The sequence below is a fragment of the Ancylobacter sp. WKF20 genome (assembly GCF_029760895.1).
Classification (GTDB): Bacteria; Pseudomonadota; Alphaproteobacteria; order Rhizobiales; family Xanthobacteraceae; genus Ancylobacter.
This window is the reverse complement of the sequence record NZ_CP121679.1, coordinates 1,324,793-1,346,389: the sequence shown is the minus strand read 5'-3', so window position 1 is coordinate 1,346,389 and position 21,597 is coordinate 1,324,793. Positions and strand designations below refer to the sequence as shown.

Below are 21,597 nucleotides of genomic sequence, written 5' to 3'. Positions count from 1 at the left end.
AACCCGAAACCCTAGGCTGTTGGCTTTCGCGGAGAGTAGCCCGCCCATGTGTGGAATTATCGGCATTGTCGGCACCGCCCCTGTTGCGGACCGGCTGGTGGATTCGCTCAAGCGTCTGGAATATCGCGGCTATGATTCCGCCGGCATCGCCACGCTGGAGGCGCATCATCTGGAGCGGCGGCGCGCCGAGGGCAAGCTGCGCAATCTGGAAGCCACGCTCGGCGCCGCCCCGCTGAGCGGCCATATCGGCATCGGTCACACGCGGTGGGCCACCCATGGCAAGCCGAGCGTGGCCAACGCCCACCCGCACGCCACCACCCATGTCGCGGTGGTCCATAACGGCATCATCGAGAATTACCGCGAGCTGCGCGACGAGCTGATCGCTGAGGGCGCCAATTTCGAGAGCGAGACCGACACCGAGGTCGTCGCCCACCTCGTGTCGCGCGAGATGCGCAACGGTGCGAGCCCGGCGGACGCGGTGGCTGCCATCCTGCCGCGCCTCACCGGCGCCTTCGCGCTCGGCTTCCTGTTCGACGGCGAGGACGATCTGCTGATCGGCGCCCGCAAGGGCAGCCCGCTCGCCATCGGCTTCGGCAAGGGCGAGATGTTCCTCGGCTCCGATGCCATTGCGCTGGCGCCCTTCACCGACACCATCTCCTATCTCGAAGACGGCGACTGGGCGGTGCTGAACAAGCAGGGCGTGGTGATCCACGACGCCAGCAACAAGGTGGTCTCTCGCCCGGTGCAGAAGACCTCGGCTTCGGCCTTCCTCGTCGAGAAGGGGGCCTTCCGCCACTTCATGGCGAAGGAGATGCACGAGCAGCCGGAGGTGGTCTCCCACACGCTGGCGCATTATCTCGATCTCGCCGCCGAGACGGTGCAACTGCCGGGCAAGCTGCCCTTCGACATCGCCAAGCTCGACCGGGTGTCGATCGCCGCATGCGGCACCGCCTATTATGCCGGCCTCGTCGCCAAATACTGGATCGAGCGCATCGCCCGCATCCCCGTCGAGATCGACGTCGCCTCGGAGTTCCGCTACCGCGAGGCGCCGCTCGCGCCCGGCGGGCTGATGATCGTCATCTCCCAGTCCGGCGAGACCGCCGACACGCTCGCCTCGCTGCGCTACGCCAAGGAATGCGGCCAGCATGTGCTGGCGGTGGTCAATGTGCCGACCTCCACCATCGCCCGCGAGGCCGATGTGGTGGTGCCGACGCTGGCCGGCCCGGAGATCGGCGTCGCCTCCACCAAGGCCTTCACCTGCCAGCTCGCCACCCTCGCGGCGCTGGCCGTGCTCGCTGGACGGGAGCGCGGCACGATTTCCGCCGATGAGGAGCGCCGCCTCGTGCGGGCGCTCGTCGAGGTGCCCCGCCTGATGAACGAGGCGCTGAAGCTCGGGCCGAAGATCGAGCAGCTCGCCCGCACCTTCGCCAAGGCGCAGGACGTGCTCTATCTCGGCCGCGGCACCAGCTTCCCGCTGGCGCTGGAAGGCGCGCTGAAGCTCAAGGAAATCTCCTACATCCACGCCGAGGGCTATGCCGCCGGCGAGCTGAAGCACGGGCCCATAGCACTCATCGACGAGAAGATGCCGGTGGTGGTCATCGCTCCGCATGACGCCGTGTTCGAGAAGACCATGTCGAACATGCAGGAGGTCGCCGCGCGCGGGGGCCGAATCATCCTGCTCACCGACAAGACCGGTCAGGCGCACACCGCGCTGGAGACCGAGGCGACGCTGGTGCTGCCGGAGATGGACCCGCTCATCGCCCCGCTGGTCTACGCCATTCCCGTGCAGCTTCTCGCCTACCACACGGCGGTGCAGATGGGCACGGATGTCGACCAGCCGCGCAACCTCGCCAAATCCGTCACGGTGGAATAGCGGCCCCTGACGTTTCGTCCGCCCGAACGGCACCCCTTTCGCATGTCATGTGGAGCGGGTAGAAGCGCCCGACAGCGAGGGCGTGCCGTCTGGGCGCGCGAGGAAGTGGGGAAGACGGCATGACCGCCATTGTCGATATCATCGGGCGTGAAATTCTGGACAGCCGCGGCAACCCGACCGTCGAGGTCGATGTCGTGCTGGAAGACGGCTCCAAGGGCCGTGCCGCGGTTCCCTCGGGCGCCTCGACCGGCGCGCATGAGGCGGTGGAGCTGCGCGACGGCGACAAGGCTCGCTATCTCGGCAAGGGCGTCACCAAGGCGGTCGACGCGGTCAATGGCGAGATCTTCGACGCCATCGGCGGCATGGACGCCGAGGACCAGGCTTCCATCGACCAGATCCTGATCGAGCTGGATGGCACGCCGAACAAGGCCCGCCTCGGCGCCAACGCCATTCTCGGCGTGTCGCTGGCGCTCGCCAAGGCGGCCGCCGACGCTCGCGACCTGCCGCTCTACCGCTATGTCGGCGGCGTCAACGCGCGCACCCTGCCGGTGCCGATGATGAACATCATCAATGGCGGCGCCCATGCCGACAACCCGATCGACTTCCAGGAATTCATGATCCTGCCGGCGGGCGCGCCGACCTTCGCCGAAGCCCTGCGCACCGGCGCGGAGATCTTCCATACGCTGAAGAAGGCTCTCAAGGACGCCGGCCACAACACCAATGTCGGCGACGAGGGCGGCTTCGCCCCGAACCTGCCGTCGGCGGACGCCGCGCTCGCCTTCGTGGTGAAGGCCATCGAGACCGCCGGCTACAAGCCGGGCGAGGACGTCTATATCGGCCTCGACTGCGCCTCGACCGAGTTCTTCAAGAACGGCAAGTACGACTATGAGGGCGAAGGTGTCGTGCGCGACATCGAGACCCAGGTGAAGTACCTCGCCGATCTCGTCGCCCGCTATCCCATCGTCACCATTGAGGATGGCATGGCGGAAGACGACTGGGCGGGCTGGAAGCTGCTCACCGACACCATCGGCTCGAAGTGCCAGCTCGTCGGCGACGACCTGTTCGTCACCAACGTCACGCGCCTGTCCGCCGGCATCAAGCAGGGCGTCGGCAACTCGATCCTGGTGAAGGTCAACCAGATCGGCTCGCTGACCGAGACGCTGAACGCCGTCGAGATGGCGCACAAGGCCGGCTACACCGCCGTCATGTCGCACCGCTCGGGCGAGACCGAGGATTCGACCATCGCCGATCTCGCGGTGGCCACCAATTGCGGGCAGATCAAGACCGGCTCGCTGGCGCGCTCCGACCGTACCGCCAAGTACAACCAGCTCCTGCGCATCGAGCAGGAGCTCGGCCCGCAGGCGATCTACGCCGGCCGCGCCGCGATCAAGTCGCTCGGCTGAGGGCAGGGGGCGCGCACGGCCCCGCCGGAGCGCCCTTCATCCCCGGCCGTGATCCTGGGATCCATCCTTCGGGTCTTCACCCGCGAACCACAAGAACGGCCGGGCCCAGCGCCCGGCCGTTTTGTTTTGGGACGTCTTTCGAAGATGTGTCATCCCGGACGGCCCGCAGGGCCGCGCCGGGATCGCGGGCCGAATTGGGAGCGATCCCGGCTCTCCGCTACGCTGCGGCCGGGATGACGTCTGCGGATATGGGAGGGGGGCGAGGTATCTCTGAGGCAGCAGAGTGCTGGCGTCGTCACCTCGAAGCGTCATCCCGGATGGCCCGCAGGGCCGCGCCGGAATCGCGGGCCGTGGCCCCCACGTTCCCCGGACAAGCCGTGCGACGCACGGCGCCGATCCGGGGTCCAGCGCGAGACGGCGCCGAAGGCGGCCTTGATGTTCTGTTCGGAAAGGGGCGCGGCCGGAAGAGTCTTCCGCTGGGTCCCGGCTCGCTTTCCGCTGGCGCTACAGGCGTCCGGGACACGAGGGGCGGCGGGGAAATTGTCGATGGCCGGGCCAAACCCGGCCAGGACGGCGGAGCTGGAAATCACGGCCCGTGGATCCTTCTCGTGGCAGGTGCTGCGGCGGCGCCCCATTCCGTCACATCGTCATCCCGGACGGCCCGCAGGGCCGAGCCGGGATCGGGTGCCGAACTGGGAGCGATCCCGGCTCTCCGCTGCGCTACGGCCGGGATGACGCGGGTGATCGCCAACACAGTTAACGGAGCCTCAACCGCTCGCCGCTAGGGTCGGCGTCATGATTATTCGCACCCGCTGGCGCTCGATTCTCCAGACCGTCACCCTGCATCTCGGGGCGGCGGCGCTCATCGGCTATTTCGCCTTCCAGGGCTATAATGGCCAGTACGGGCTGCTCGCCCGCCGCTCCTTCGAGCATCAGCACGAGGAGCTCACCGCCGAGCGCGACAAGATCCGCGCCCAGCGGCAGGCACTCGAATCCAAGGTGCGGCTGCTGTCGCCCGACCGGATGGATGCCGACATGCTGGACGAGGAAGCGCGCTCGCTGCTGAACCTCGTGCACCCCAAGGATCTTGTGCTGCTGCGTCCGCCGCGGGCCTCCGCGGCCGGTACGGTTACACCGAACTGACAATTTTTCGGCAGCGGCGCCGGGGCGGATCGCCCGAGATATACCGCATGCCAGAAGGATTCCGAGGGAAACGCCGCAATCGCAAGAGCTTAACTGTAATCAAGTTAAAATAACGATTTAACTTCGATCAAGTTAAGAACCGGAAACCATTGCGCGTACAGCATGTTGTGCGTTGCACCATTGCGTCCTGAGCGTAGCGCCGTTGCGAAAGCTGCGTTATGAAGCTCGCACTATCTCGTCGCGAGCTGAGGATGCGCCATGGTAACTGCCGCGAAGAAGTCGGCCGCCAGCACGACCGTCGGAAAAGCCCCCGCCGCCCCGAGGACCACGGGCCGCCGCGCGGACAAGGTTTCGTCGGTGCTCGAATTCTCCAAGGCAGATGAGCTTGAAGCGTATCGCCGGATGCTCGAGATCCGCCGCTTCGAGGAAAAGGCCGGCCAGCTCTACGGTATGGGTCTGATCGGCGGCTTCTGCCACCTCTATATCGGCCAGGAAGCCGTCGTCGTCGGCATGCAGGCGGCGCTCAAGCCCGGCGATCAGGTCATCACCGGCTATCGCGACCACGGCCACATGCTGGCCTGCGGCATGGACCCCAAGGGCGTCATGGCCGAGCTCACCGGCCGCCGTGGCGGCTATTCCAAGGGCAAGGGCGGCTCGATGCATATGTTCAGCATCGAGAAGGGCTTCTTCGGCGGCCACGGCATCGTCGGCGCCCAGGTCTCGCTCGGCACCGGCCTCGCCTTCGCCAATCACTACCGTGACAACGGCAATGTCACCCTGGCCTATTTCGGCGACGGCGCCGCCAATCAGGGCCAGGTCTATGAGAGCTTCAACATGGCGGAGCTGTGGAAGCTGCCCGTCGTGTACATCATCGAGAACAACAAATACGCCATGGGCACCGCGGTGAACCGCGCCTCCGCCCAGACCGACTTCTCCAAGCGCGGCACCTCGTTCAACATTCCCGGCGAGCAGGTCGACGGCATGGATGTGCGCGCGGTCAAGGCCGCCGGCGAGCGCGCGGTGGAGTTCGCCCGCTCCGGCAAGGGCCCCTACATCCTCGAAATGCTCACCTACCGCTATCGCGGCCACTCCATGTCGGACCCGGCCAAGTACCGGTCCAAGGAGGAGGTGCAGAAGATGCGCACCGAGCATGACCCGATCGAGCAGGTGCGGGCCCGCCTTCTGGAGAAGAAGTGGGCCAGCGAGGAGGATCTGAAGGCGATCGACGCCGAGATCCGCGACGCGATGAACGCGGCCGCCGATTTCGCCAGCCACGATCCCGAGCCCGATCCGTCCGAGCTCTACACCGACATTCTGCGCTGAGCGGCGGGGTTTTGATGCTGGCCAATCTGTTCTGGATCACCCTCGTCGCCGGCGGCTCGGCCGCCGTCGTGCTGTGGGTGTTCGCCGCCCAGCTCGCCTTCGGGCTGGCCGGGGCCCGCAAGGGCGGGGCAGGGGCCTATATCGCCGCTGTGTTCTGGCCGTTCGGCGCCCGCACGGGTGCCGACGTGCCGGCCGAGACCGCGACCCGCCTCAACAAGATGCTGGTCGCCTTCTTCCTTGCCCTCCTCGTGGCCATCTCCTCGATGGCCGTCTACAGCAACCTGACGTTCGTGCTGCCCGCACCGACGCAGTGACGCGCGATCTCGCCTCACGTTCTTTTTGGGGAACGCCGCCATGCCGACCGAAATTCTGATGCCGGCCCTGTCTCCGACCATGGAGAAGGGAAATCTGGCCAAGTGGCTCAAGAAAGAAGGCGATGCGGTCAAGTCCGGCGACGTGATCGCCGAGATCGAGACCGACAAGGCCACCATGGAGGTCGAGGCGATCGACGAGGGCACCCTCGGCAAGATCCTCGTGCCCGAGGGGACGCAGGACGTCGCGGTGAATACGCCGATCGCGGTCATCCTGGCCGATGGCGAGGATGCGAACGCGGTAAGCGCGCCGGCTCCGCAGGCCGCCGAATCGGCCCCGCCGGTGGCTGCCGCCCCGCTTGAGTCCTCCCCGGTCGCCGCCGCGGCCCCGGCTGCGCCTGCCATCATCAATTCCGCCGTGGCCAACCCGCCGCAGCCCGAGGCGCTGCCCGAGCCGGACGTGCCGGAGGGCACCGAGTTCGTGAACCAGACAATGCGCGAGGCGCTGCGCGACGCCATGGCCGAGGAAATGCGCCGTGACGGCGACGTCTTCGTCATGGGCGAGGAAGTCGCCGAGTATCAGGGCGCCTACAAGATCACCCAGGGCCTCCTTCAGGAATTCGGCGCCAAGCGCGTCATCGACACCCCGATCACCGAGCACGGCTTTGCCGGTGTCGGCGTCGGCGCGGCGATGGCGGGGCTGAAGCCCATCGTCGAGTTCATGACCTTCAACTTCGCCATGCAGGCGATCGACCAGATCATCAACTCGGCCGCCAAGACGCTCTACATGTCCGGCGGTCAGATCCAGTGCTCCATCGTGTTCCGCGGCCCGAACGGCGCCGCCGCCCGCGTCGCCGCCCAGCACAGCCAGGACTACACCGCCTGGTACAGCCACATTCCGGGCCTCAAGGTCATCGCCCCGTTCACGGCGGCTGATGCCAAGGGCCTGCTCAAGGCGGCGATCCGCGACCCGAACCCGATCATCTTCCTTGAGAACGAGATCCTGTACGGCCACTCCTCGCCGGTGCCGAAGCTCGACGACTTCATCGTCCCGATCGGCAAGGCGAAGATCGCCCGGCCGGGCAAGGATGTGACGCTGGTGGCCTGGTCCATCGGCATGAACTACGCGCTCAAGGCCGCCGAGGAGCTCTCCAAGCTCGGCATCGAGGCGGAAGTCATCGACCTGCGCACCATCCGCCCGATGGATGTCGACACCATCCTCGCCTCGGTGAAGAAGACCGGGCGCTGCGTGACGGTGGAAGAGGGCTGGCACCAGTCCGGTGTCGGCGCCGAGATCGTCGCCCAGCTGATGGAAAAGGCGTTTGACTATCTCGACGCCCCCGTGCTGCGCGTCACCGGCAAGGACGTGCCGATGCCCTACGCCGCCAACCTCGAAAAGCTCGCTTTGCCGTCGGTGCAGGACGTGATCGACGCCGCCCGCGCCGTCACCTATCGCTGAGGCCGGAGGACGCCATGCCCATCGACATCCTGATGCCGGCCCTGTCTCCGACGATGGAGAAGGGCAACCTCGCGAAATGGCTGAAGAAGGAAGGCGACAAGGTCGCGCCGGGTGACGTCATCGCCGAGATCGAGACCGACAAGGCGACGATGGAGGTCGAGGCGATCGACGAGGGCGTGCTCGCCAAGATCCTCGTGCCGGAAGGCTCGGCCGACGTGCCGGTGAACCAGCTCATCGCCGTGCTCGCCACCGAGGGCGAGGACGCCAAGGCCATCGCCGCCGGCGGCGCCGCCCCCAAGGTTGAGGCGCCTAAGGCTGAAGCCCCGAAGGCCGCCGAGCCTGCTCCGGTGTCGGCCCCTGCGGCCGCGCCCGTCGCGGCTGCTCCCGCTGCCGCGCCGGTTGCCGCGGGCGCGCGCATCTTCGCCTCGCCTCTGGCCCGTCGTCTCGCCAAGGACAAGGGCGTCGACCTCGCTTTCGTGAAGGGCTCCGGCCCGCGCGGGCGCATCGTCGCCGCCGATGTCGCCACCGCCCAGCCGGGTGCGGCCAAGCCCGCCTCTGCCCCGGCCGCTGCGGCTCCCGCGCCCAAGGCGGCGGCTCCCGCTCCCGTCGCGGCCGCGCCGTCCAATGCCGCCGTGCTGGAACAGGCCAAGGCCTATTACGAGCCGGGCACCTATGAGGAGATCCCGCTCGACGGGATGCGCCGCGTCATCGCCCAGCGCATGACCGAGGCCCGCCAGACCGTGCCGACTTTCTACCTGACGGTGGATTGCGACATGGACGCGCTCTTGAAGCTGCGCGAGGAGCTGAACAAGGCCGCGCCCGAGAAGGATGGCAAGCCGTCCTACAAGCTCTCGGTCAACGACTTCGTCATCAAGGCCTACGCGCTCGCCTTCCAGCAGGTGCCGGATGCCAACATGGTGTGGGGCGGCGACCGCTACCTCAAGCTGAAGCACTCCGACATCGGCGTCGCCGTGGCGATCGACGGCGGCAAGGGCCTCTTGACCCCGATCATCCGCAAGGCCGAGACCAAGACGCTCTCCGCGATCTCCAACGAGACCCGCGACCTCGCCATCCGCGCCCGCAACAAGAAGCTGGCGCCGAACGAGTACCAGGGCGGCTCCTCGGCGATCTCCAATCTCGGCATGTTCGGGATGAAGCACTTCACCGCCATCATCAACCCGCCGCACGCGACCATCCTCGCGGTCGGCGCGAGCGAGCAGCGCGCGGTGGTGCGCAAGGGCGAACTGACCGTCGCCACGCAGATGACCGTCACCATCTCCTGCGATCACCGGGTGATGGACGGCGCCATGGGCGCCCAGCTTCTCAGCGCCTTCAAGGCGATCATCGAGAAGCCGATGTCCATGCTGGTCTGAGGAACGATCATGGCGAACACCTACGACGTCCTCTTCATCGGCTCGGGCCCCGGCGGTTATGTCGGGGCTATCCGCGCCGCCCAGCTCGGTCTCAAGGTCGGCGTCATCGAGCGGCGATATGTCGGCGGCATCTGCCCGAACTGGGGCTGCATCCCGGCCAAGGCGCTGCTGCGCTCGGCCGAGATCTACCACTATATCGAGCACGCCAAGGATTACGGCCTCGTCGCCGAGAAGTTCGGCGTCGACATTGCCGGGGTGGTGAAGCGCTCGCGCGGCATCTCCGCCCAGATGAGCAATGGCGTCGGCTTCCTCTTGAAGAAGAACAAGGTCGATGTGATCTGGGGGCAGGCGACCCTGACCGCCCCCGGCAAGGTCACGGTGACGGCTTCCGTCGCGCCGGAGACGCCGCCCAAGGGCGTGCTGCCGCCCGGCGAGTACACGGCGAAGAACATCGTCATCGCCACCGGCGCCCGCCCGCGCGCGCTGCCCGGCATCGAGCCCGACAAGAAGCTGATCTGGACCTATTTCGAGGCGCTGGCCCCGGCGAGCGTGCCGAAGTCGCTGCTGATCATGGGCTCGGGCGCCATCGGCGTCGAATTCGCCTCCTTCTACAAGGCGATGGGCTCGGACGTGACCATCGTCGAGCTGCTGCCGCAGATTCTCCCCGTAGAGGATGAGGAGATCGCCGAGCACGCCAAGAAGCGCTTCGAGAAGCAGGGCATCAAGATCCTCACCGGCGCCAAGGTCTCCAAGGTGGTGAAGGGCGCGGACAGCGTCACCGCCACGGTCGAGACGGCCGACGGCAAGAGCCAGACCATTACCGCCGACCGGCTGATCTCCGCCGTGGGCGTCGTCGGCAATATCGAGAATCTCGGCCTCGAGGCGCTCGGCGTGAAGACCGATCGCGGCTGCGTGGTGATCGACGGCCTGTGCCGCACCAATGTGCCGGGCCTGTGGGCCATTGGCGACGTCGCCGGCCCGCCCATGCTCGCCCACAAGGCCGAGCATGAGGGCGTGATCGCGGCGGAAGCCATCGCCGGCAAGCACGCCCACCCGATGGACAAGCTGATGATCCCCGGCTGCACCTACTGCATGCCGCAGGTCGCCTCTGTCGGCCTCACCGAGAAGAAGGCGAAGGAAGCCGGCTACGAGATCAAGGTCGGCCGCTTCCCCTTCATCGGCAATGGCAAGGCCGTGGCGCTCGGCGAATCCGAGGGTCTGGTGAAGACTATTTTCGACGCCAAGACCGGCCGCCTGCTTGGCGCGCATCTGGTCGGCGCCGAGGTCACCGAGATGATTCAGGGCTTCGTGCTGGCTATGAATCTCGAGACCACCGAGGAAGAGCTGATCAACGCGGTGTTCCCGCACCCGACGGTGTCCGAGACCATGCATGAAAGCGTGCTCGCCGCCTTCGGCCGCGCCATCCATATGTGACCGGCGGCGCGTGGCCCGCGAGGTCACGCGCCTTTCAGCCGCGAGGCAGGGCGCCAGATCTTGCCGATATACCGGCGGATCGCCACATTCGATGACGTATCGCAGGAGGTACCATGACGGGTGTTGGCATATTCGGCGCAATCATCATCGGCATCTTCGCCGGCTGGATCGCGGAGAAGGCTTTGGGTCGCAGCCACGGGCTGCTGACCAATCTTTTCGTCGGTCTCATCGGCTCGCTGCTCGGCGCGCTGCTGTTCTCCACACTGAACATCAGCGTTCAGGCCGGCTGGATCGGCAGCCTCATCGTCTCGTCGGTCGGCGCCATCGTGCTGCTGTTCCTGCTGGGCCTGTTCCGGCGCTGACGCAGGGGCGTTCTGCGCCGCTGTCAGTCGACGCGCGCCGCGCGCTCGATTAGGAATGAACGGACGGCGCCCCTCCCGCGCCGTCGCCCGGAAGGTCGCCCATGGTCGTCGTCCTCAACACGCTGAACCGCGCTCTCGAAAAGCCGCGCCACCCGGAAAAGGTGAAGCGCGCCGAGACGCCCGTGCTCAAGAAGCCGGACTGGATCCGCGTCCGCGCGCCCGGCACGCCCGGCTGGCAGGAAACCGCGAACATCGTCCGCGCCAACGGTCTCGTCACCGTGTGCGAGGAGGCGAGCTGCCCGAATATCGGCGAGTGCTGGCAGAAGAAGCACGCGACCTTCATGATCATGGGCGACACCTGCACGCGCGCCTGTGCCTTCTGCAATGTGCGCACGGGCATGCCCGGTCCACTCGATCAGGATGAGCCGCAGAAGGTGGCGGATGCCGTTGCCCGGCTCGGGCTCGAGCATGTCGTCATCACCTCGGTGGACCGCGACGACCTGGCGGATGGCGGCGCCGAGCATTTCGCCCGGACCATCCGCGCCATTCGTGCCACCAGCCCAAAGACCACCATCGAGATTCTCACCCCCGATTTCCTGCGCAAGGACGGGGCGCTGGAGGTGGTGGTCGAGGCGCGGCCGGACGTGTTCAACCACAATCTGGAATGCGTGCCCTCGCTCTACCTCAAGGTCCGCCCCGGTGCGCGCTACTTCCACTCGCTGCGCCTGCTGCAGCGGGTGAAGGAGTTGGACCCGACCATCTTCACCAAGTCCGGCATCATGGTCGGGCTCGGCGAGGTCCGGAACGAGGTGCTCCAGCTCATGGACGATCTGCGCTCGGCGGAGATCGACTTCATGACCATCGGCCAGTACCTCCAGCCGACCCGCAAGCATCACCCGGTCATGGCCTTCATCACGCCGGACGAGTTCAAGTCCTACGAGACCATCGCCTATGCCAAGGGCTTCCTCATGGTCTCGTCGAGCCCGCTGACGCGCTCCTCCCACCATGCCGGCGAGGATTTCGCCCGGCTGCGCAGCGCGCGGGCCGCCAAGCTCGGCAGCGCCGTCGCCGCGCCGCTGATGACCGCCTGAGCCATGCCGTCCTTTCGTAACAAGCGGACGGTCGGCCACTCGGCTCCCAACATGTTCGACCTTGTGGCGGATGTGGAGCGCTACCCGGAATTCGTGCCGCTCTGCGAGAGCCTGTCGGTGCGCCGGCGGGTGGCAAGCGGGGACGGGGTCGACATTCTCGTCGCCGACATGACGGTCGCCTACAAGGTGTTCCGCGAGAGCTTCACCAGCCGGGTGACGCTGGACCGGCCGCGCCTTTCCATCGTCGTGGAATATCTCGACGGGCCTTTCAGCCGGCTGGAGAATCGCTGGACCTTCAAGCCGCAGGGCGACCGGGCCTGCGAGGTCGAGTTCTATATTTCCTACGAGTTTCGCTCGCGCACGCTCGGCCTGCTGATGGGCGCGATGTTCGACGCCGCCTTCCGCCGCTTTGCCGATGCGTTCGAGCAGCGGGCGGACGAGGTCTACCGCACTCAGGGCGTCACGGGTTCCTGAGCCGCCAGCTCGGCCAGCATCGCCAGCGCGGTGAGCACCGAGAGCCGCCGCACGCCGGCGCGGTCCTGCCCGGCGAAAACCTCCCGCCGCTCGATACGCCGCCCGCCCGCGCTCGCCGCCGCGAAATACACCAGCCCGACAGGCTTCTGAGCCGAGCCACCGCCCGGACCGGCAATGCCGGTGATGGAGACGCCGAGCGAGGTGCCGGCGACACGCAGCAGCCCCGTGACCATTTCCCGCGCCGTCTGTGCGCTCACCGCGCCATGGGCGTCGAGCGTCGCGGGGGAGACGCCGAGCATCTGCTCTTTTGCCGTGTTGGAATAGGTGACGAGGCCGCGGTCGACCACATCCGAGGAGCCGGCGATCTCGGTCAGCGCCCCGGCGACCAGCCCGCCGGTGCAGGATTCGGCCGTGGCGACGGTGAGGCGGCGGGCACGGCAGAGGTCGAGCACCCGGATGGCTTCCAGCGCGATGGCGTCGGCGTGATGCTGATCGGTCATCGGGTGATCCTCACTGCACTCATCGTTCACCGGATTGGACAGATCGTCCACCCGACTGCACTGACTGGTCACCTCACTGCACCGGCGTTTTAGTCGATCCAGGGTAGCCGAACGGTCGCCGCGGCGAGGGCGGCGATGCCTTCGCGGCGGCCGGTAAAGCCCAGCTTTTCGCTGGTGGTCGCCTTCACCGAGACCCGCGCCGGGGAGATCTCGACGATCTCCGCGATGCGCTGGCGCATGGCCTCGCGGTGCGGCCCGATCTTCGGCGCCTCACATATTACCGTCGTGTCGAGATGAGTGATGAGCCCACCCGCCTGCCGTACAAGGCCCGCCGCATGGGCGAGAAAACGGTCGGAGGCGGCGCCTTTCCACTGCGGGTCAGACGGCGGAAAATGGTAGCCGATATCGGCACTTGCGACCGTTCCTAGAAGTGCGTCGGTAAGAGCGTGCAGCACCACGTCGGCGTCCGAATGCCCGGCCAGCCCATACTCGAACGGTATTTTTACACCGCCAAGCATCACATGATCGCCGTCGCCAAAGGCATGGACATCGAAGCCCGTGGCGGTGCGCACATCGAGAAGGTCGGCAGCGAGGCGGCGTTCGGCGGTCACGAAATCCTCGGGCGTGGTGAGTTTGACATTGGCGGGATCGCCGGGGAAGGCGACGACGCGATGACCGGCCGCCTCGGCGACGGCGGCATCATCGGTCAGGTCGTCGCGGGTCGCGGCGCGATGTGCGTTGAGAATCAACGGGTAATGGAAGGCCTGCGGGGTCTGCACGGTGCGCAGCCGGTCGCGATCCGGGCCCGTGGCGAGGGCGTCGGCGTCACTCAGCGCCTTCACCGTATCGACGAGGGGCAGGGCGGGAATCGCCGCGCCATGGGCGCTGGCGGCCGTAATGGCGTCGGCCACCAGCCGTGCGGTGAGGAAGGGGCGGGCGGCATCATGGATCAGAACGAGGTCCGGCGGGTCGTCCGCCAGCGCCTCCAGCCCGGCGCGGACCGAGGCCTGCCGCGTCGCTCCGCCGAAAACCGGTGTCAAAATACCGCTGAGGCCGTCGGTCGATTCGGCGCAGAGCGCGGCGTGTTCGGGATTGATCACGGGTAGCACCTGGCGGATGCCGGGCTCGCCGAGAAAGCCCTGCAGCGTCCGGCGCAGCACGGTGGTGCCACCAACCCGGCGAAACTGCTTGGGAATACCCTCGCCGGCCCGCTGCCCGCGCCCTGCCGCCACCACGATCACGTCTATGCGCATCGCCGTCGTCTACCACCTCGTCGGCTGACCTCGCCTTCATCAGCCCGTGCTTGTCCTTGACGCCCGTTTAGCGCAAAAGCGCAGGGCCTTTGCAAATCATTTGACATAAGTCACTTGGAAGGGTTGATGGCAGGCTCGGCATGGCTATTATGTAGGCACAGCCAGCCGGGCTCATTTCCTGTGCATCGAGTGATGAAGGCTTGATCCTTTCCGCGTTCCCCAACACCCCCTTACCGATCGGGCCGGTTCCGGTGCCGAACCGCGTGGTGCTTGCGCCGATGGCCGGCATCACCGATGCGCCCCTGCGCCGTATGGCGCTGCGCTACGGGGCGGGGCTGGTCGTCTCGGAAATGGTGGCCTCCGACGCGCTGGCGCGCGGCCATGAGGAAACGGTGCTGCGGGCGGAGGGGGAAGGCGTCGCCATCCACGCCGTGCAGCTCGCCGGCAATGAGCCGGCCTCCATGGCCTATGCCGCGCAGATCGCCGAAGGGGCGGGTGCGGCCATCATCGACATCAATATGGGCTGCCCGGCCAAGCGCGTGACCACCGGCCTCGCCGGCTCGGCGCTGCTGCGTGATCTCGATCTCGCCACCCGCATCATCGAGGCGGTCGTTGGCGCCGTGAAGGTGCCGGTGACGCTGAAAACCCGTTTGGGGTGGGATGATACCGCAACCGTCGCACCGGAGCTCGCCCGTCGGGCCGAAGCCATCGGCGTGCAGCTCGTCACCATTCACGGCCGCACCCGCTGCCAGTTCTACACCGGCCAGGCCGATTGGGGCGCCATCCGGGCAATCTCCGAGGCGGTATCCATTCCCGTGCTCGCCAATGGCGATCTGGTCGAAGCCGACGACGCTCCCGCCATGCTCGCTGCTTCCGGCGCCGCCGGCGTGATGATCGGGCGCGGCGCGCAGGGTCGCCCCTGGTTCCCCGGCCAGGTCGCGACACGGCTGGCCAGCGGCCGCGTGCCCGCAGATCCGGCGCTGGATGAGCAGCGTGAAGTTCTTCTGGAGCTTTATGACGGCTGGCTGTCCCATTACGGCCGCGAGCTTGGCATTCGCTGCGCCCGCAAGCACATCGGCTGGGCACTGGCGGCCGCTGCGCAGAGCGCCGGGCGCGAGCCCGAGCGCGCCCGCTTCTGGCGTCAGCGCCTGCTGACGCTCGATGAGCCCGCCCAGGTCGTCGCCGGCCTTCGCGATGCCTATGACGACCTCGCATGGAGACACGCGGCATGACGTCGGCGCCTATCGAACCCGTCAGCACGCGCCGCGCCAATGCGGATGCCGTGGTCAACGCCCTTCCGCACCCGGTGGTGACGGTCGCGGAGGACGGCCGGCTGATCGACGCCAATGTCGCGGCCGAGGCTTTCTTCGAAGCGTCGCTGGCCGTGCTGGTGCGCCACCGCCTGCAGGATTTCGTGCCCTTCGGCAGCCCGATCCTGTCGCTGGTCGATCAGGTGCGCACGCGTGGTGCTGCGGTAAATGAATACCGGGTTGATCTCGGCACGCCGCGCAATGGCGGCGAGCGCATCGTCGACATCCATGTCGCGCCGCTTTCCGAGGTCGCCGGCCATGTGGTCATCATGCTCCAGGAGCGGACCATCGCCGACAAGATGGACCGTCAGCTCACCCATCGCGGTGCCGCCCGTTCGGTGACGGCGCTGGCGGCCATGCTCGCGCATGAGATCAAGAACCCGCTCTCCGGCATTCGCGGCGCCGCGCAGTTGCTGGAACTCTCCGCCAGCGATGATGATCGCTCGCTCACCCGCCTCATCACCGACGAGGCCGACCGCATCGTGAAGCTGGTCGACCGCATGGAGGTGTTTTCCGACGAGCGCCCGATCGAGCGCGAGCCGGTCAACATCCACGCGGTGCTGGAGCATGTGCGCACGCTCGCCAGCTCCGGCTTCGCCCGCAAGATCCGTTTCCTCGAGGAATACGATCCCTCGCTGCCGCCGGTATTCGCCAACCGCGACCAGCTGGTGCAGGTGTTCCTGAATCTGGTGAAGAACGCGGCGGAAGCCATTGGAGATGCTTCAGATGGTGAGATTCATCTCACCACGGCTTTCCGCCCCGGCGTGCGCCTCATGGTGCCCGGCGCGCCGGCGCGCGTGAGCCTGCCGCTGGAATTCTGCGTGAGGGACAATGGCCCCGGCGTGCCGGAGGACCTGATGCCTCATTTGTTCGATCCCTTCGTCACCACCAAGCCGACCGGCACCGGTCTCGGCCTCGCTTTGGTGGCGAAGATCGTCGGCGACCATGGCGGCATCATCGAATGCGACAGCCAGCCGCGCCGCACCACCTTCCGTGTCCTCATGCCCATGTACCGCGCCAGCCGCGGTAGCGAGAACAGTTGAGAACGCTAATGCCCACGGGAAGTATCCTGGTTGCCGATGACGACGCCGCCATCCGCACCGTTCTCAATCAGGCGCTGTCGCGGGCGGGCTATGAGGTGCGCTCCTGCGGTAATGCCGCGACGCTCTGGCGCTGGGTGAGCCAGGGTGACGGCGATCTCGTCATCACCGACGTGGTGATGCCGGACGAGAACGCCTTCGACCTGCTGCCGCGCATCAAGAAGGTGCGCCCGGACCTGCCGGTCATCGTCATGAGCGCGCAGAATACCTTCATGACGGCGATCCGCGCCTCGGAGAAGGGCGCCTATGAATATCTGCCCAAGCCCTTCGACCTGAAGGAGCTTATCGCCATTGTCGGCCGGGCGCTGTCCGAGCCGAAGAAGCCAGAGGCGGCGCTCCGGGCCGGCGGTGAGGATGTCGACAACATCCCGCTGGTCGGCCGTTCGCCGGCCATGCAGGACATCTACCGCGTGCTGGCGCGGCTGATGCAGACCGACCTCACCGTGATGATCGCGGGCGAGAGCGGTACCGGCAAGGAACTGGTCGCCCGCGCGCTGCACGACTATGGCAAGCGCCGCAACGGGCCGTTCGTCGCCATCAACATGGCGGCCATCCCGCGCGACCTCATCGAATCCGAACTGTTCGGCCATGAGAAGGGGGCGTTCACCGGCGCCAATTCCCGCTCCGCCGGCCGCTTCGAGCAGGCCGAAGGCGGCACGCTGTTCCTCGACGAGATCGGCGACATGCCGATGGAGGCGCAGACCCGCCTCCTGCGCGTGCTGCAGCAGGGCGAATACACCACGGTCGGCGGCCGCACCGCGATCAAGACCGATGTGCGCATCGTCGCCGCGACCAACAAAGACCTGCGGATTCTGATCCAGCAGGGGCTGTTCCGCGAGGATTTGTTCTTCCGTCTCAACGTCGTACCGCTGCGTCTTCCGCCGCTGCGCGAACGTGCGGAAGACGTGCCGGACCTCGCCCGCCACTTCTTCCTCCAGGCCGAGCGCGAGGGCCTACCGCGCAAGCAGATCGACGCCGCGGCCCTCGACCGGCTGAAGCGCTACCGCTGGCCGGGCAATGTGCGCGAGCTGGAGAACCTGATCCGTCGCCTCTCCGCGCTCTACCCGCAGGAGATCATCACCGGCTCGATCATCGAGGCGGAGCTGTCGACGCCGATCTCCACGGCCTCGCCGGAGGAAACCGGGCAGGACGAGACGCTGTCCTCGTCGGTCGAGCGCCACCTCAACACCTATTTCGGCGGTTTCGGCGAGAACCTGCCGCCGCCGGGGCTATACCACCGCATCCTGAAGGACGTGGAGTACCCGCTTCTGTCGGCAGCGCTCGCCGCGACGCGGGGCAACCAGATCAAGGCGGCGGAACTTCTGGGGCTTAACCGCAACACGCTGCGCAAGAAAATCCGGGATCTCGATATCCAGATAATCCGCACGAGTCGGTAACATATTCCCGTTGAGGCGAATAAATCCGGGACGGGCAGGTTTCTGTCACATTTTTGCACCAGTGTCGTTCCACGGCATCACTTGAGCCGGCCGAATCCCGTCCGCCGGCAGGGTGATGAATGACCGACGCCTCGACACGATCCAGCGAGCGGCGCGACAGCGAGAGGCCCGACTTTCCCGATTTTTCCGGGATGGGCTTTCGCTTCTCGCTGTGGGGACTGCCGCCGCTGATGGTGCTGCTGGCGCTTATCACCGCGCTCGCCAGCTTTATCATCCTCATCGGCATCACCCCGCTGGTCCCCTCGCAAGAGGTGGTCATTATCGTGCTGTGCCTGAACGGCCTGATGTCGCTCGTTCTGGTGGGCATCATCGGCCGCGAGGTGTGGCGCGTGGTGAAGGCCCGCCGGCGCGGGCGGGCGGCGGCCCGGCTGCATGTGCGGGTGGTCGGGCTGTTCGGCGTGGTCGCCGTCGTGCCGGCCCTGCTGGTGGCGTTGCTCGCCAGCATCACGCTGGATCGTGGCCTCGACCGATGGTTCTCGGTGCGCACGCGGGCGATCGTCGACAACGCGGTCTCGGTCGCTCAGACTTATGTGCGCGAGCATGCCTATTCGATCCGCGGCGACATTCTCGGCATGGCGCGCGATCTTCAGCGCATCCGCCCGCTCTGGGACCAGGATCGCAGCCGGTTCAGGCAGGCCATGGCGGCGCAGGCCGTGGTGCGCGGCTTGCCGGCGGCGATGGTCATCCAGCGTGACCTGACCATTGTTGACCGGGCGCCGATCCGGGTCGGGCGTGAATTCGTCGTGCCGTCGAACCTCGCGGTGCAGGACGCCACCGAAGAGCAGCCGCTGATCTATCTGCCGAACGATGCGGATTTTGTCGGTGCTGTCATACCTCTCAAGGATTTCGGCGACCTGTTCCTCTATGTCGCGCGCCCGGTTGACCCGCGTGTCATTCAGTATCTCAAGGAGACGCAGGCTGCGGTCGCCGATTATCGGCTGCTGGAGCAGCAGCGCTTCGGGGTGCAGGTGGCCTTCGCGCTGCTTTACGCGGTGATTTCGCTCACCGTTCTGCTCTGCGCCGTCTGGCTCGGCATTCACTTCGCGAACCGCCTGGTCGCCCCCATCCGCCGCCTCATCGGCGCCGCCGACCTTGTCGCCGCCGGCAATCTCTATGTCGAGGTTCCCGTTCATCGCGGGGAGGGCGATCTGTCCAGCCTCGCCGAGACCTTCAACAAGATGACGCAGGAATTGCGCACGCAGCGCAATGACCTGGTGCATGCGCGCGACCAGATCGACAGCCGCCGCCGCTTCACCGAGGCGGTGCTGTCCGGCGTCGGCGCCGGCGTGATAGGCCTCGATTCCACAGGCCGCATCTCAATCCTGAACCGCCCGGCGGAGAAGCTGCTCAGCGTCAGCGAGGCGGATGTGCTGGGCGAGGAGCTGGGTGCGGTGATACCGGAAATCGCCTCCCTGCTTGCCGAGGCCATGCAGGCCGCGGAGCAACGCAGCGTGCAGTCCAACATCACGTTGACGCGGAATGGGCGGGACCGGGTGATCGCGGTGCGCGTGACCACCGAGCAGTCGCGTGAGGCCGAGCATGGCTGGGTGGTGACGCTCGACGACATCACTGAACTGGTGCTTGCCCAGCGTTCCTCGGCCTGGGCGGATGTCGCCCGGCGCATTGCGCATGAGATCAAGAACCCGCTGACCCCCATCCAGCTCTCCGCCGAACGCCTGCGCCGGCGCTACGGCAAGGTGATCGGTGAGGATCGTGAGGTGTTCGATCAGTGCACGGAGACCATCATCCGGCAGGTCGGCGACATCGGCCGCATGGTCGACGAGTTCTCCTCCTTCGCCCGTATGCCCAAGCCCGTTGCCGAGGCGCAGGACGTGGCGGAGACGGCGCGGCAGGTTGTGTTCCTCATGCGGGTTGGAAATCCCGACATCACGCTCGACTTCGACGTGCCGGACGCACCGGTGATCGCGCGTTTTGACCGCCGGCTGATCTCGCAGGCGCTCACCAACATCGTGAAGAACGCCACCGAGGCCCTCGCCGCCGTGCCGCCGGAAGAGCGGACCGCGCCGCCGCGCATCCGCGTCGATCTCAGTGCCGATGACCGCCGCGTGACCATCGACGTCATCGACAACGGTAAGGGGTTGCCGACGGAGAACCGCGCGCGGCTGCTCGAACCTTATGTGACGACGCGCGAGAAGGGCACCGGGCTCGGCCTCGCCATCGTCGGCAAGATCATGGAGGAGCACGGCGGCGGCATCGAGCTGCTCGATGCGCCCGAGGGCAGGGGGGCCTGGATAAGGCTCACCTTCGCCCGCGACGGCGGCTCCGCCTCTCTCAACAATAATGGTGCGGGCGAAGCCTCCCCCACCGCTGAACGCGCAGGCTGAAGGAGAACGGACTCATGGCGACCGATATTCTGATCGTCGACGACGAGGCCGACATTCGAGGGCTCGTGGCGGGCATTCTCGAGGATGAGGGTTACAGCGCCCGTACGGCCAAGGACAGCGACGAGGCGCTCGCGGCGATCGAAGCCCGCCGCCCGCATCTGATTTTCCTCGACATCTGGATCGAGCGCAGCAAGCTCGACGGGCTCCAGCTTCTCGAGATCATCAAGAAGAACCATCCCGAACTGCCGGTGGTGATGATCTCTGGCCATGGCACCATCGAGACGGCGGTCGCGGCCATCAAGCAGGGCGCCTATGACTTCATCGAGAAGCCGTTCAACTCCGACCGGCTGATCCTGGTCGCCGAGCGCGCGCTGGAGACGCTGCGGCTTAGGCGCGAGGTGCGCGACCTGAAGCAGCGCGCCTCGGTTGCCCAGCAGCTCGTTGGCCATTCCTCGGTGATCAACCAGCTTCGCCAGACCATCGAGAGGGTGGCACCCACCAATAGCCGCATCATGATCGTCGGCCCCTCGGGCTCCGGCAAGGAGCTGGCGGCCCGCATGATCCACGCGGCCTCCGGGCGGGCGAATGGCCCCTTCGTCGTCATCAACGCGGCGGCGATCACGCCTGAGCGCATGGAAGTCGAGCTGTTCGGCGTCGAGACCGCGGACGGGCAGGGCCGGCAGACCGGCGCGCTGGAAGAGGCGCATGGCGGCACGCTCTTCATCGACGAGATCGCCGACATGCCGCGCGAGACGCAGAACCGCATCTTGCGCGTGCTGGTGGACCAGAACTTCCTGCGCGTCGGCGGGGCAACGCGGGTGGCGGTGGATGTCCGCATCATCTCCTCCACAGGCCGCAACCTGGAGAAGGAGATCGCCGAAGGGCGGTTCCGGGAAGACCTCTATCACCGCCTCGGCGTTGTGCCGATCCGCGTCCCGCCGCTGGCCGAGCGGCGTGACGACGTGCCGGAGCTGGTCGAGTTCTTCCTCGACCAGATTTCGCAGGCCACCGGTCTGCCGCGCCGGCGCATCGCCGACGACGCGCTGGCGGTGCTCCAGTCGCATGATTGGCCGGGCAATGTGCGCCAGCTCCGCAATAACATCGAGCGTCTGCTCATCCTCGCCGCCGGCGACGTGGACGCGCCGGTAACGGCCGACATGCTGCCGCCGGATGTCGGCTCGCTGGTGCCCAGCCTGCCGAACGGCACTGGCGGCGAGCACCTGATGGGCCTGCCGCTGCGGGATGCGCGCGAGGTGTTCGAGCGGGAGTATTTGATCGCCCAGATCAGCCGCTTCGGCGGTAACATTTCACGTACCGCCGAATTCGTCGGCATGGAGCGCTCGGCCCTGCACCGCAAGCTGAAAGCTCTGGGAATCGGCTAGTCTC

The 21,597-nt window shown here is 66.9% G+C and carries 18 protein-coding genes; 16 read left to right on the top strand and 2 right to left on the bottom strand.

Annotation, left to right across the window (positions count from 1 at the left end):
- The first annotated feature begins 46 nt into the window (after positions 1-46).
- The 11 genes from glmS to AncyloWKF20_RS06120 all read left to right on the top strand — a co-directional run bounded on the left by glmS (position 47) and on the right by AncyloWKF20_RS06120 (position 12,246).
- Positions 47-1,873: a glutamine--fructose-6-phosphate transaminase (isomerizing) gene (gene glmS, locus AncyloWKF20_RS06170; RefSeq protein WP_279317012.1), complete on the top strand. Its 1,827-nt coding sequence runs from the start codon at positions 47-49 to the stop codon at positions 1,871-1,873.
- A 119-nt stretch (positions 1,874-1,992) separates the two neighbouring features.
- Positions 1,993-3,276: a phosphopyruvate hydratase gene (gene eno, locus AncyloWKF20_RS06165; protein ID WP_279317011.1), complete on the top strand. Its 1,284-nt coding sequence runs from the start codon at positions 1,993-1,995 to the stop codon at positions 3,274-3,276.
- Positions 3,277-4,071: 795 nt separating this feature from the next.
- Positions 4,072-4,419: a septum formation initiator family protein gene (locus AncyloWKF20_RS06160; RefSeq protein ID WP_279317010.1), complete on the top strand. Its 348-nt coding sequence runs from the start codon at positions 4,072-4,074 to the stop codon at positions 4,417-4,419.
- A gap of 258 nt (positions 4,420-4,677) precedes the next feature.
- Complete coding sequence (gene pdhA, locus AncyloWKF20_RS06155) at positions 4,678-5,742, top strand: pyruvate dehydrogenase (acetyl-transferring) E1 component subunit alpha (RefSeq protein ID WP_267582295.1); 1,065 nt, start codon at positions 4,678-4,680, stop codon at positions 5,740-5,742.
- Between the two features lie 14 nt (positions 5,743-5,756).
- Positions 5,757-6,056 carry a hypothetical protein gene (locus AncyloWKF20_RS06150; RefSeq protein WP_279317009.1) on the top strand — a complete coding sequence of 100 codons (300 nt, stop codon included), beginning with the start codon at positions 5,757-5,759 and terminating at the stop codon, positions 6,054-6,056.
- A 40-nt stretch (positions 6,057-6,096) separates the two neighbouring features.
- On the top strand, positions 6,097-7,512 hold the full coding sequence (locus AncyloWKF20_RS06145; protein WP_279317008.1) for a pyruvate dehydrogenase complex E1 component subunit beta: 1,416 nt from the start codon (positions 6,097-6,099) through the stop codon (positions 7,510-7,512).
- Between the two features lie 14 nt (positions 7,513-7,526).
- Complete coding sequence (locus AncyloWKF20_RS06140) at positions 7,527-8,885, top strand: pyruvate dehydrogenase complex dihydrolipoamide acetyltransferase (RefSeq protein ID WP_279317007.1); 1,359 nt, start codon at positions 7,527-7,529, stop codon at positions 8,883-8,885.
- A gap of 9 nt (positions 8,886-8,894) precedes the next feature.
- Positions 8,895-10,319 (top strand): dihydrolipoyl dehydrogenase, encoded by a 1,425-nt coding sequence (gene lpdA, locus AncyloWKF20_RS06135; protein ID WP_279317006.1) that lies wholly within the window; start codon positions 8,895-8,897, stop codon positions 10,317-10,319.
- Between the two features lie 113 nt (positions 10,320-10,432).
- The gene (locus AncyloWKF20_RS06130) at positions 10,433-10,681 is read left to right on the top strand and encodes a GlsB/YeaQ/YmgE family stress response membrane protein (RefSeq protein WP_267582300.1); all 249 of its coding nucleotides are present in this window, start codon (positions 10,433-10,435) and stop codon (positions 10,679-10,681) included.
- Between the two features lie 101 nt (positions 10,682-10,782).
- Entirely contained in the window at positions 10,783-11,772 is a 990-nt protein-coding gene (gene lipA / locus AncyloWKF20_RS06125) for a lipoyl synthase (RefSeq protein ID WP_267582301.1), read from the top strand.
- Between the two features lie 3 nt (positions 11,773-11,775).
- Positions 11,776-12,246, top strand: a complete 471-nt coding sequence (locus tag AncyloWKF20_RS06120) for a type II toxin-antitoxin system RatA family toxin (protein WP_279317005.1) — start codon at positions 11,776-11,778, stop codon at positions 12,244-12,246.
- On the opposite strand, the gene AncyloWKF20_RS06115 is transcribed toward AncyloWKF20_RS06120, so the two are convergent.
- Together AncyloWKF20_RS06115 and AncyloWKF20_RS06110 are read right to left on the bottom strand one after the other, a co-directional pair.
- Positions 12,225-12,746 carry a nicotinamide-nucleotide amidohydrolase family protein gene (locus AncyloWKF20_RS06115; protein WP_347710386.1) on the bottom strand — a complete coding sequence of 174 codons (522 nt, stop codon included), beginning with the start codon at positions 12,744-12,746 and terminating at the stop codon, positions 12,225-12,227. The two genes, AncyloWKF20_RS06120 and AncyloWKF20_RS06115, sit on opposite strands and share 22 nt — an antisense overlap.
- An 89-nt stretch (positions 12,747-12,835) precedes the next feature.
- Positions 12,836-13,999 (bottom strand): bifunctional 2-C-methyl-D-erythritol 4-phosphate cytidylyltransferase/2-C-methyl-D-erythritol 2,4-cyclodiphosphate synthase, encoded by a 1,164-nt coding sequence (locus AncyloWKF20_RS06110; protein ID WP_279317004.1) that lies wholly within the window; start codon positions 13,997-13,999, stop codon positions 12,836-12,838.
- Between the two features lie 200 nt (positions 14,000-14,199).
- On the opposite strand from AncyloWKF20_RS06110, the gene dusB reads away from it, so the two are divergent.
- The 5 genes from dusB (at position 14,200) to AncyloWKF20_RS06085 (ending at position 21,593) form a co-directional block, all read left to right on the top strand.
- Entirely contained in the window at positions 14,200-15,231 is a 1,032-nt protein-coding gene (dusB, locus tag AncyloWKF20_RS06105) for a tRNA dihydrouridine synthase DusB (RefSeq protein ID WP_279317003.1), read from the top strand.
- Positions 15,228-16,352: a nitrogen regulation protein NR(II) gene (locus tag AncyloWKF20_RS06100; RefSeq protein WP_267582306.1), complete on the top strand. Its 1,125-nt coding sequence runs from the start codon at positions 15,228-15,230 to the stop codon at positions 16,350-16,352. The genes dusB and AncyloWKF20_RS06100 overlap by 4 nt, the downstream gene beginning before the upstream one ends.
- Before the next feature lie 8 nt (positions 16,353-16,360).
- Positions 16,361-17,806 carry a nitrogen regulation protein NR(I) gene (ntrC, locus tag AncyloWKF20_RS06095; RefSeq protein ID WP_267582307.1) on the top strand — a complete coding sequence of 482 codons (1,446 nt, stop codon included), beginning with the start codon at positions 16,361-16,363 and terminating at the stop codon, positions 17,804-17,806.
- Between the two features lie 119 nt (positions 17,807-17,925).
- Positions 17,926-20,211 (top strand): PAS domain-containing sensor histidine kinase, encoded by a 2,286-nt coding sequence (locus AncyloWKF20_RS06090; protein WP_279317001.1) that lies wholly within the window; start codon positions 17,926-17,928, stop codon positions 20,209-20,211.
- Between the two features lie 14 nt (positions 20,212-20,225).
- Positions 20,226-21,593 carry a sigma-54 dependent transcriptional regulator gene (locus AncyloWKF20_RS06085; RefSeq protein ID WP_267582309.1) on the top strand — a complete coding sequence of 456 codons (1,368 nt, stop codon included), beginning with the start codon at positions 20,226-20,228 and terminating at the stop codon, positions 21,591-21,593.
- Positions 21,594-21,597: the final 4 nt, after the last annotated feature.

Bases quoted from the DNA above. Each gene is read 5' to 3' on its own strand.
- AncyloWKF20_RS06130 (WP_267582300.1), top strand. From the start codon at position 10,433: ATGACGGGTGTTGGCATATTCGGCGCAATCATCATCGGCATCTTCGCC.
- AncyloWKF20_RS06120 (WP_279317005.1), top strand. From the start codon at position 11,776: ATGCCGTCCTTTCGTAACAAGCGGACGGTCGGCCACTCGGCTCCCAAC.
- AncyloWKF20_RS06150 (WP_279317009.1), top strand. From the start codon at position 5,757: ATGCTGGCCAATCTGTTCTGGATCACCCTCGTCGCCGGCGGCTCGGCC.
- AncyloWKF20_RS06090 (WP_279317001.1), top strand. From the start codon at position 17,926: ATGACCGACGCCTCGACACGATCCAGCGAGCGGCGCGACAGCGAGAGG.
- AncyloWKF20_RS06140 (WP_279317007.1), top strand. From the start codon at position 7,527: ATGCCCATCGACATCCTGATGCCGGCCCTGTCTCCGACGATGGAGAAG.
- AncyloWKF20_RS06100 (WP_267582306.1), top strand. From the start codon at position 15,228: ATGACGTCGGCGCCTATCGAACCCGTCAGCACGCGCCGCGCCAATGCG.
- lpdA (WP_279317006.1), top strand. From the start codon at position 8,895: ATGGCGAACACCTACGACGTCCTCTTCATCGGCTCGGGCCCCGGCGGT.
- eno (WP_279317011.1), top strand. From the start codon at position 1,993: ATGACCGCCATTGTCGATATCATCGGGCGTGAAATTCTGGACAGCCGC.
- ntrC (WP_267582307.1), top strand. From the start codon at position 16,361: ATGCCCACGGGAAGTATCCTGGTTGCCGATGACGACGCCGCCATCCGC.
- glmS (WP_279317012.1), top strand. From the start codon at position 47: ATGTGTGGAATTATCGGCATTGTCGGCACCGCCCCTGTTGCGGACCGG.
- AncyloWKF20_RS06115 (WP_347710386.1), bottom strand. From the start codon at position 12,746: ATGACCGATCAGCATCACGCCGACGCCATCGCGCTGGAAGCCATCCGG.
- AncyloWKF20_RS06110 (WP_279317004.1), bottom strand. From the start codon at position 13,999: ATGCGCATAGACGTGATCGTGGTGGCGGCAGGGCGCGGGCAGCGGGCC.
- AncyloWKF20_RS06145 (WP_279317008.1), top strand. From the start codon at position 6,097: ATGCCGACCGAAATTCTGATGCCGGCCCTGTCTCCGACCATGGAGAAG.
- lipA (WP_267582301.1), top strand. From the start codon at position 10,783: ATGGTCGTCGTCCTCAACACGCTGAACCGCGCTCTCGAAAAGCCGCGC.
- AncyloWKF20_RS06160 (WP_279317010.1), top strand. From the start codon at position 4,072: ATGATTATTCGCACCCGCTGGCGCTCGATTCTCCAGACCGTCACCCTG.
- pdhA (WP_267582295.1), top strand. From the start codon at position 4,678: ATGGTAACTGCCGCGAAGAAGTCGGCCGCCAGCACGACCGTCGGAAAA.
- AncyloWKF20_RS06085 (WP_267582309.1), top strand. From the start codon at position 20,226: ATGGCGACCGATATTCTGATCGTCGACGACGAGGCCGACATTCGAGGG.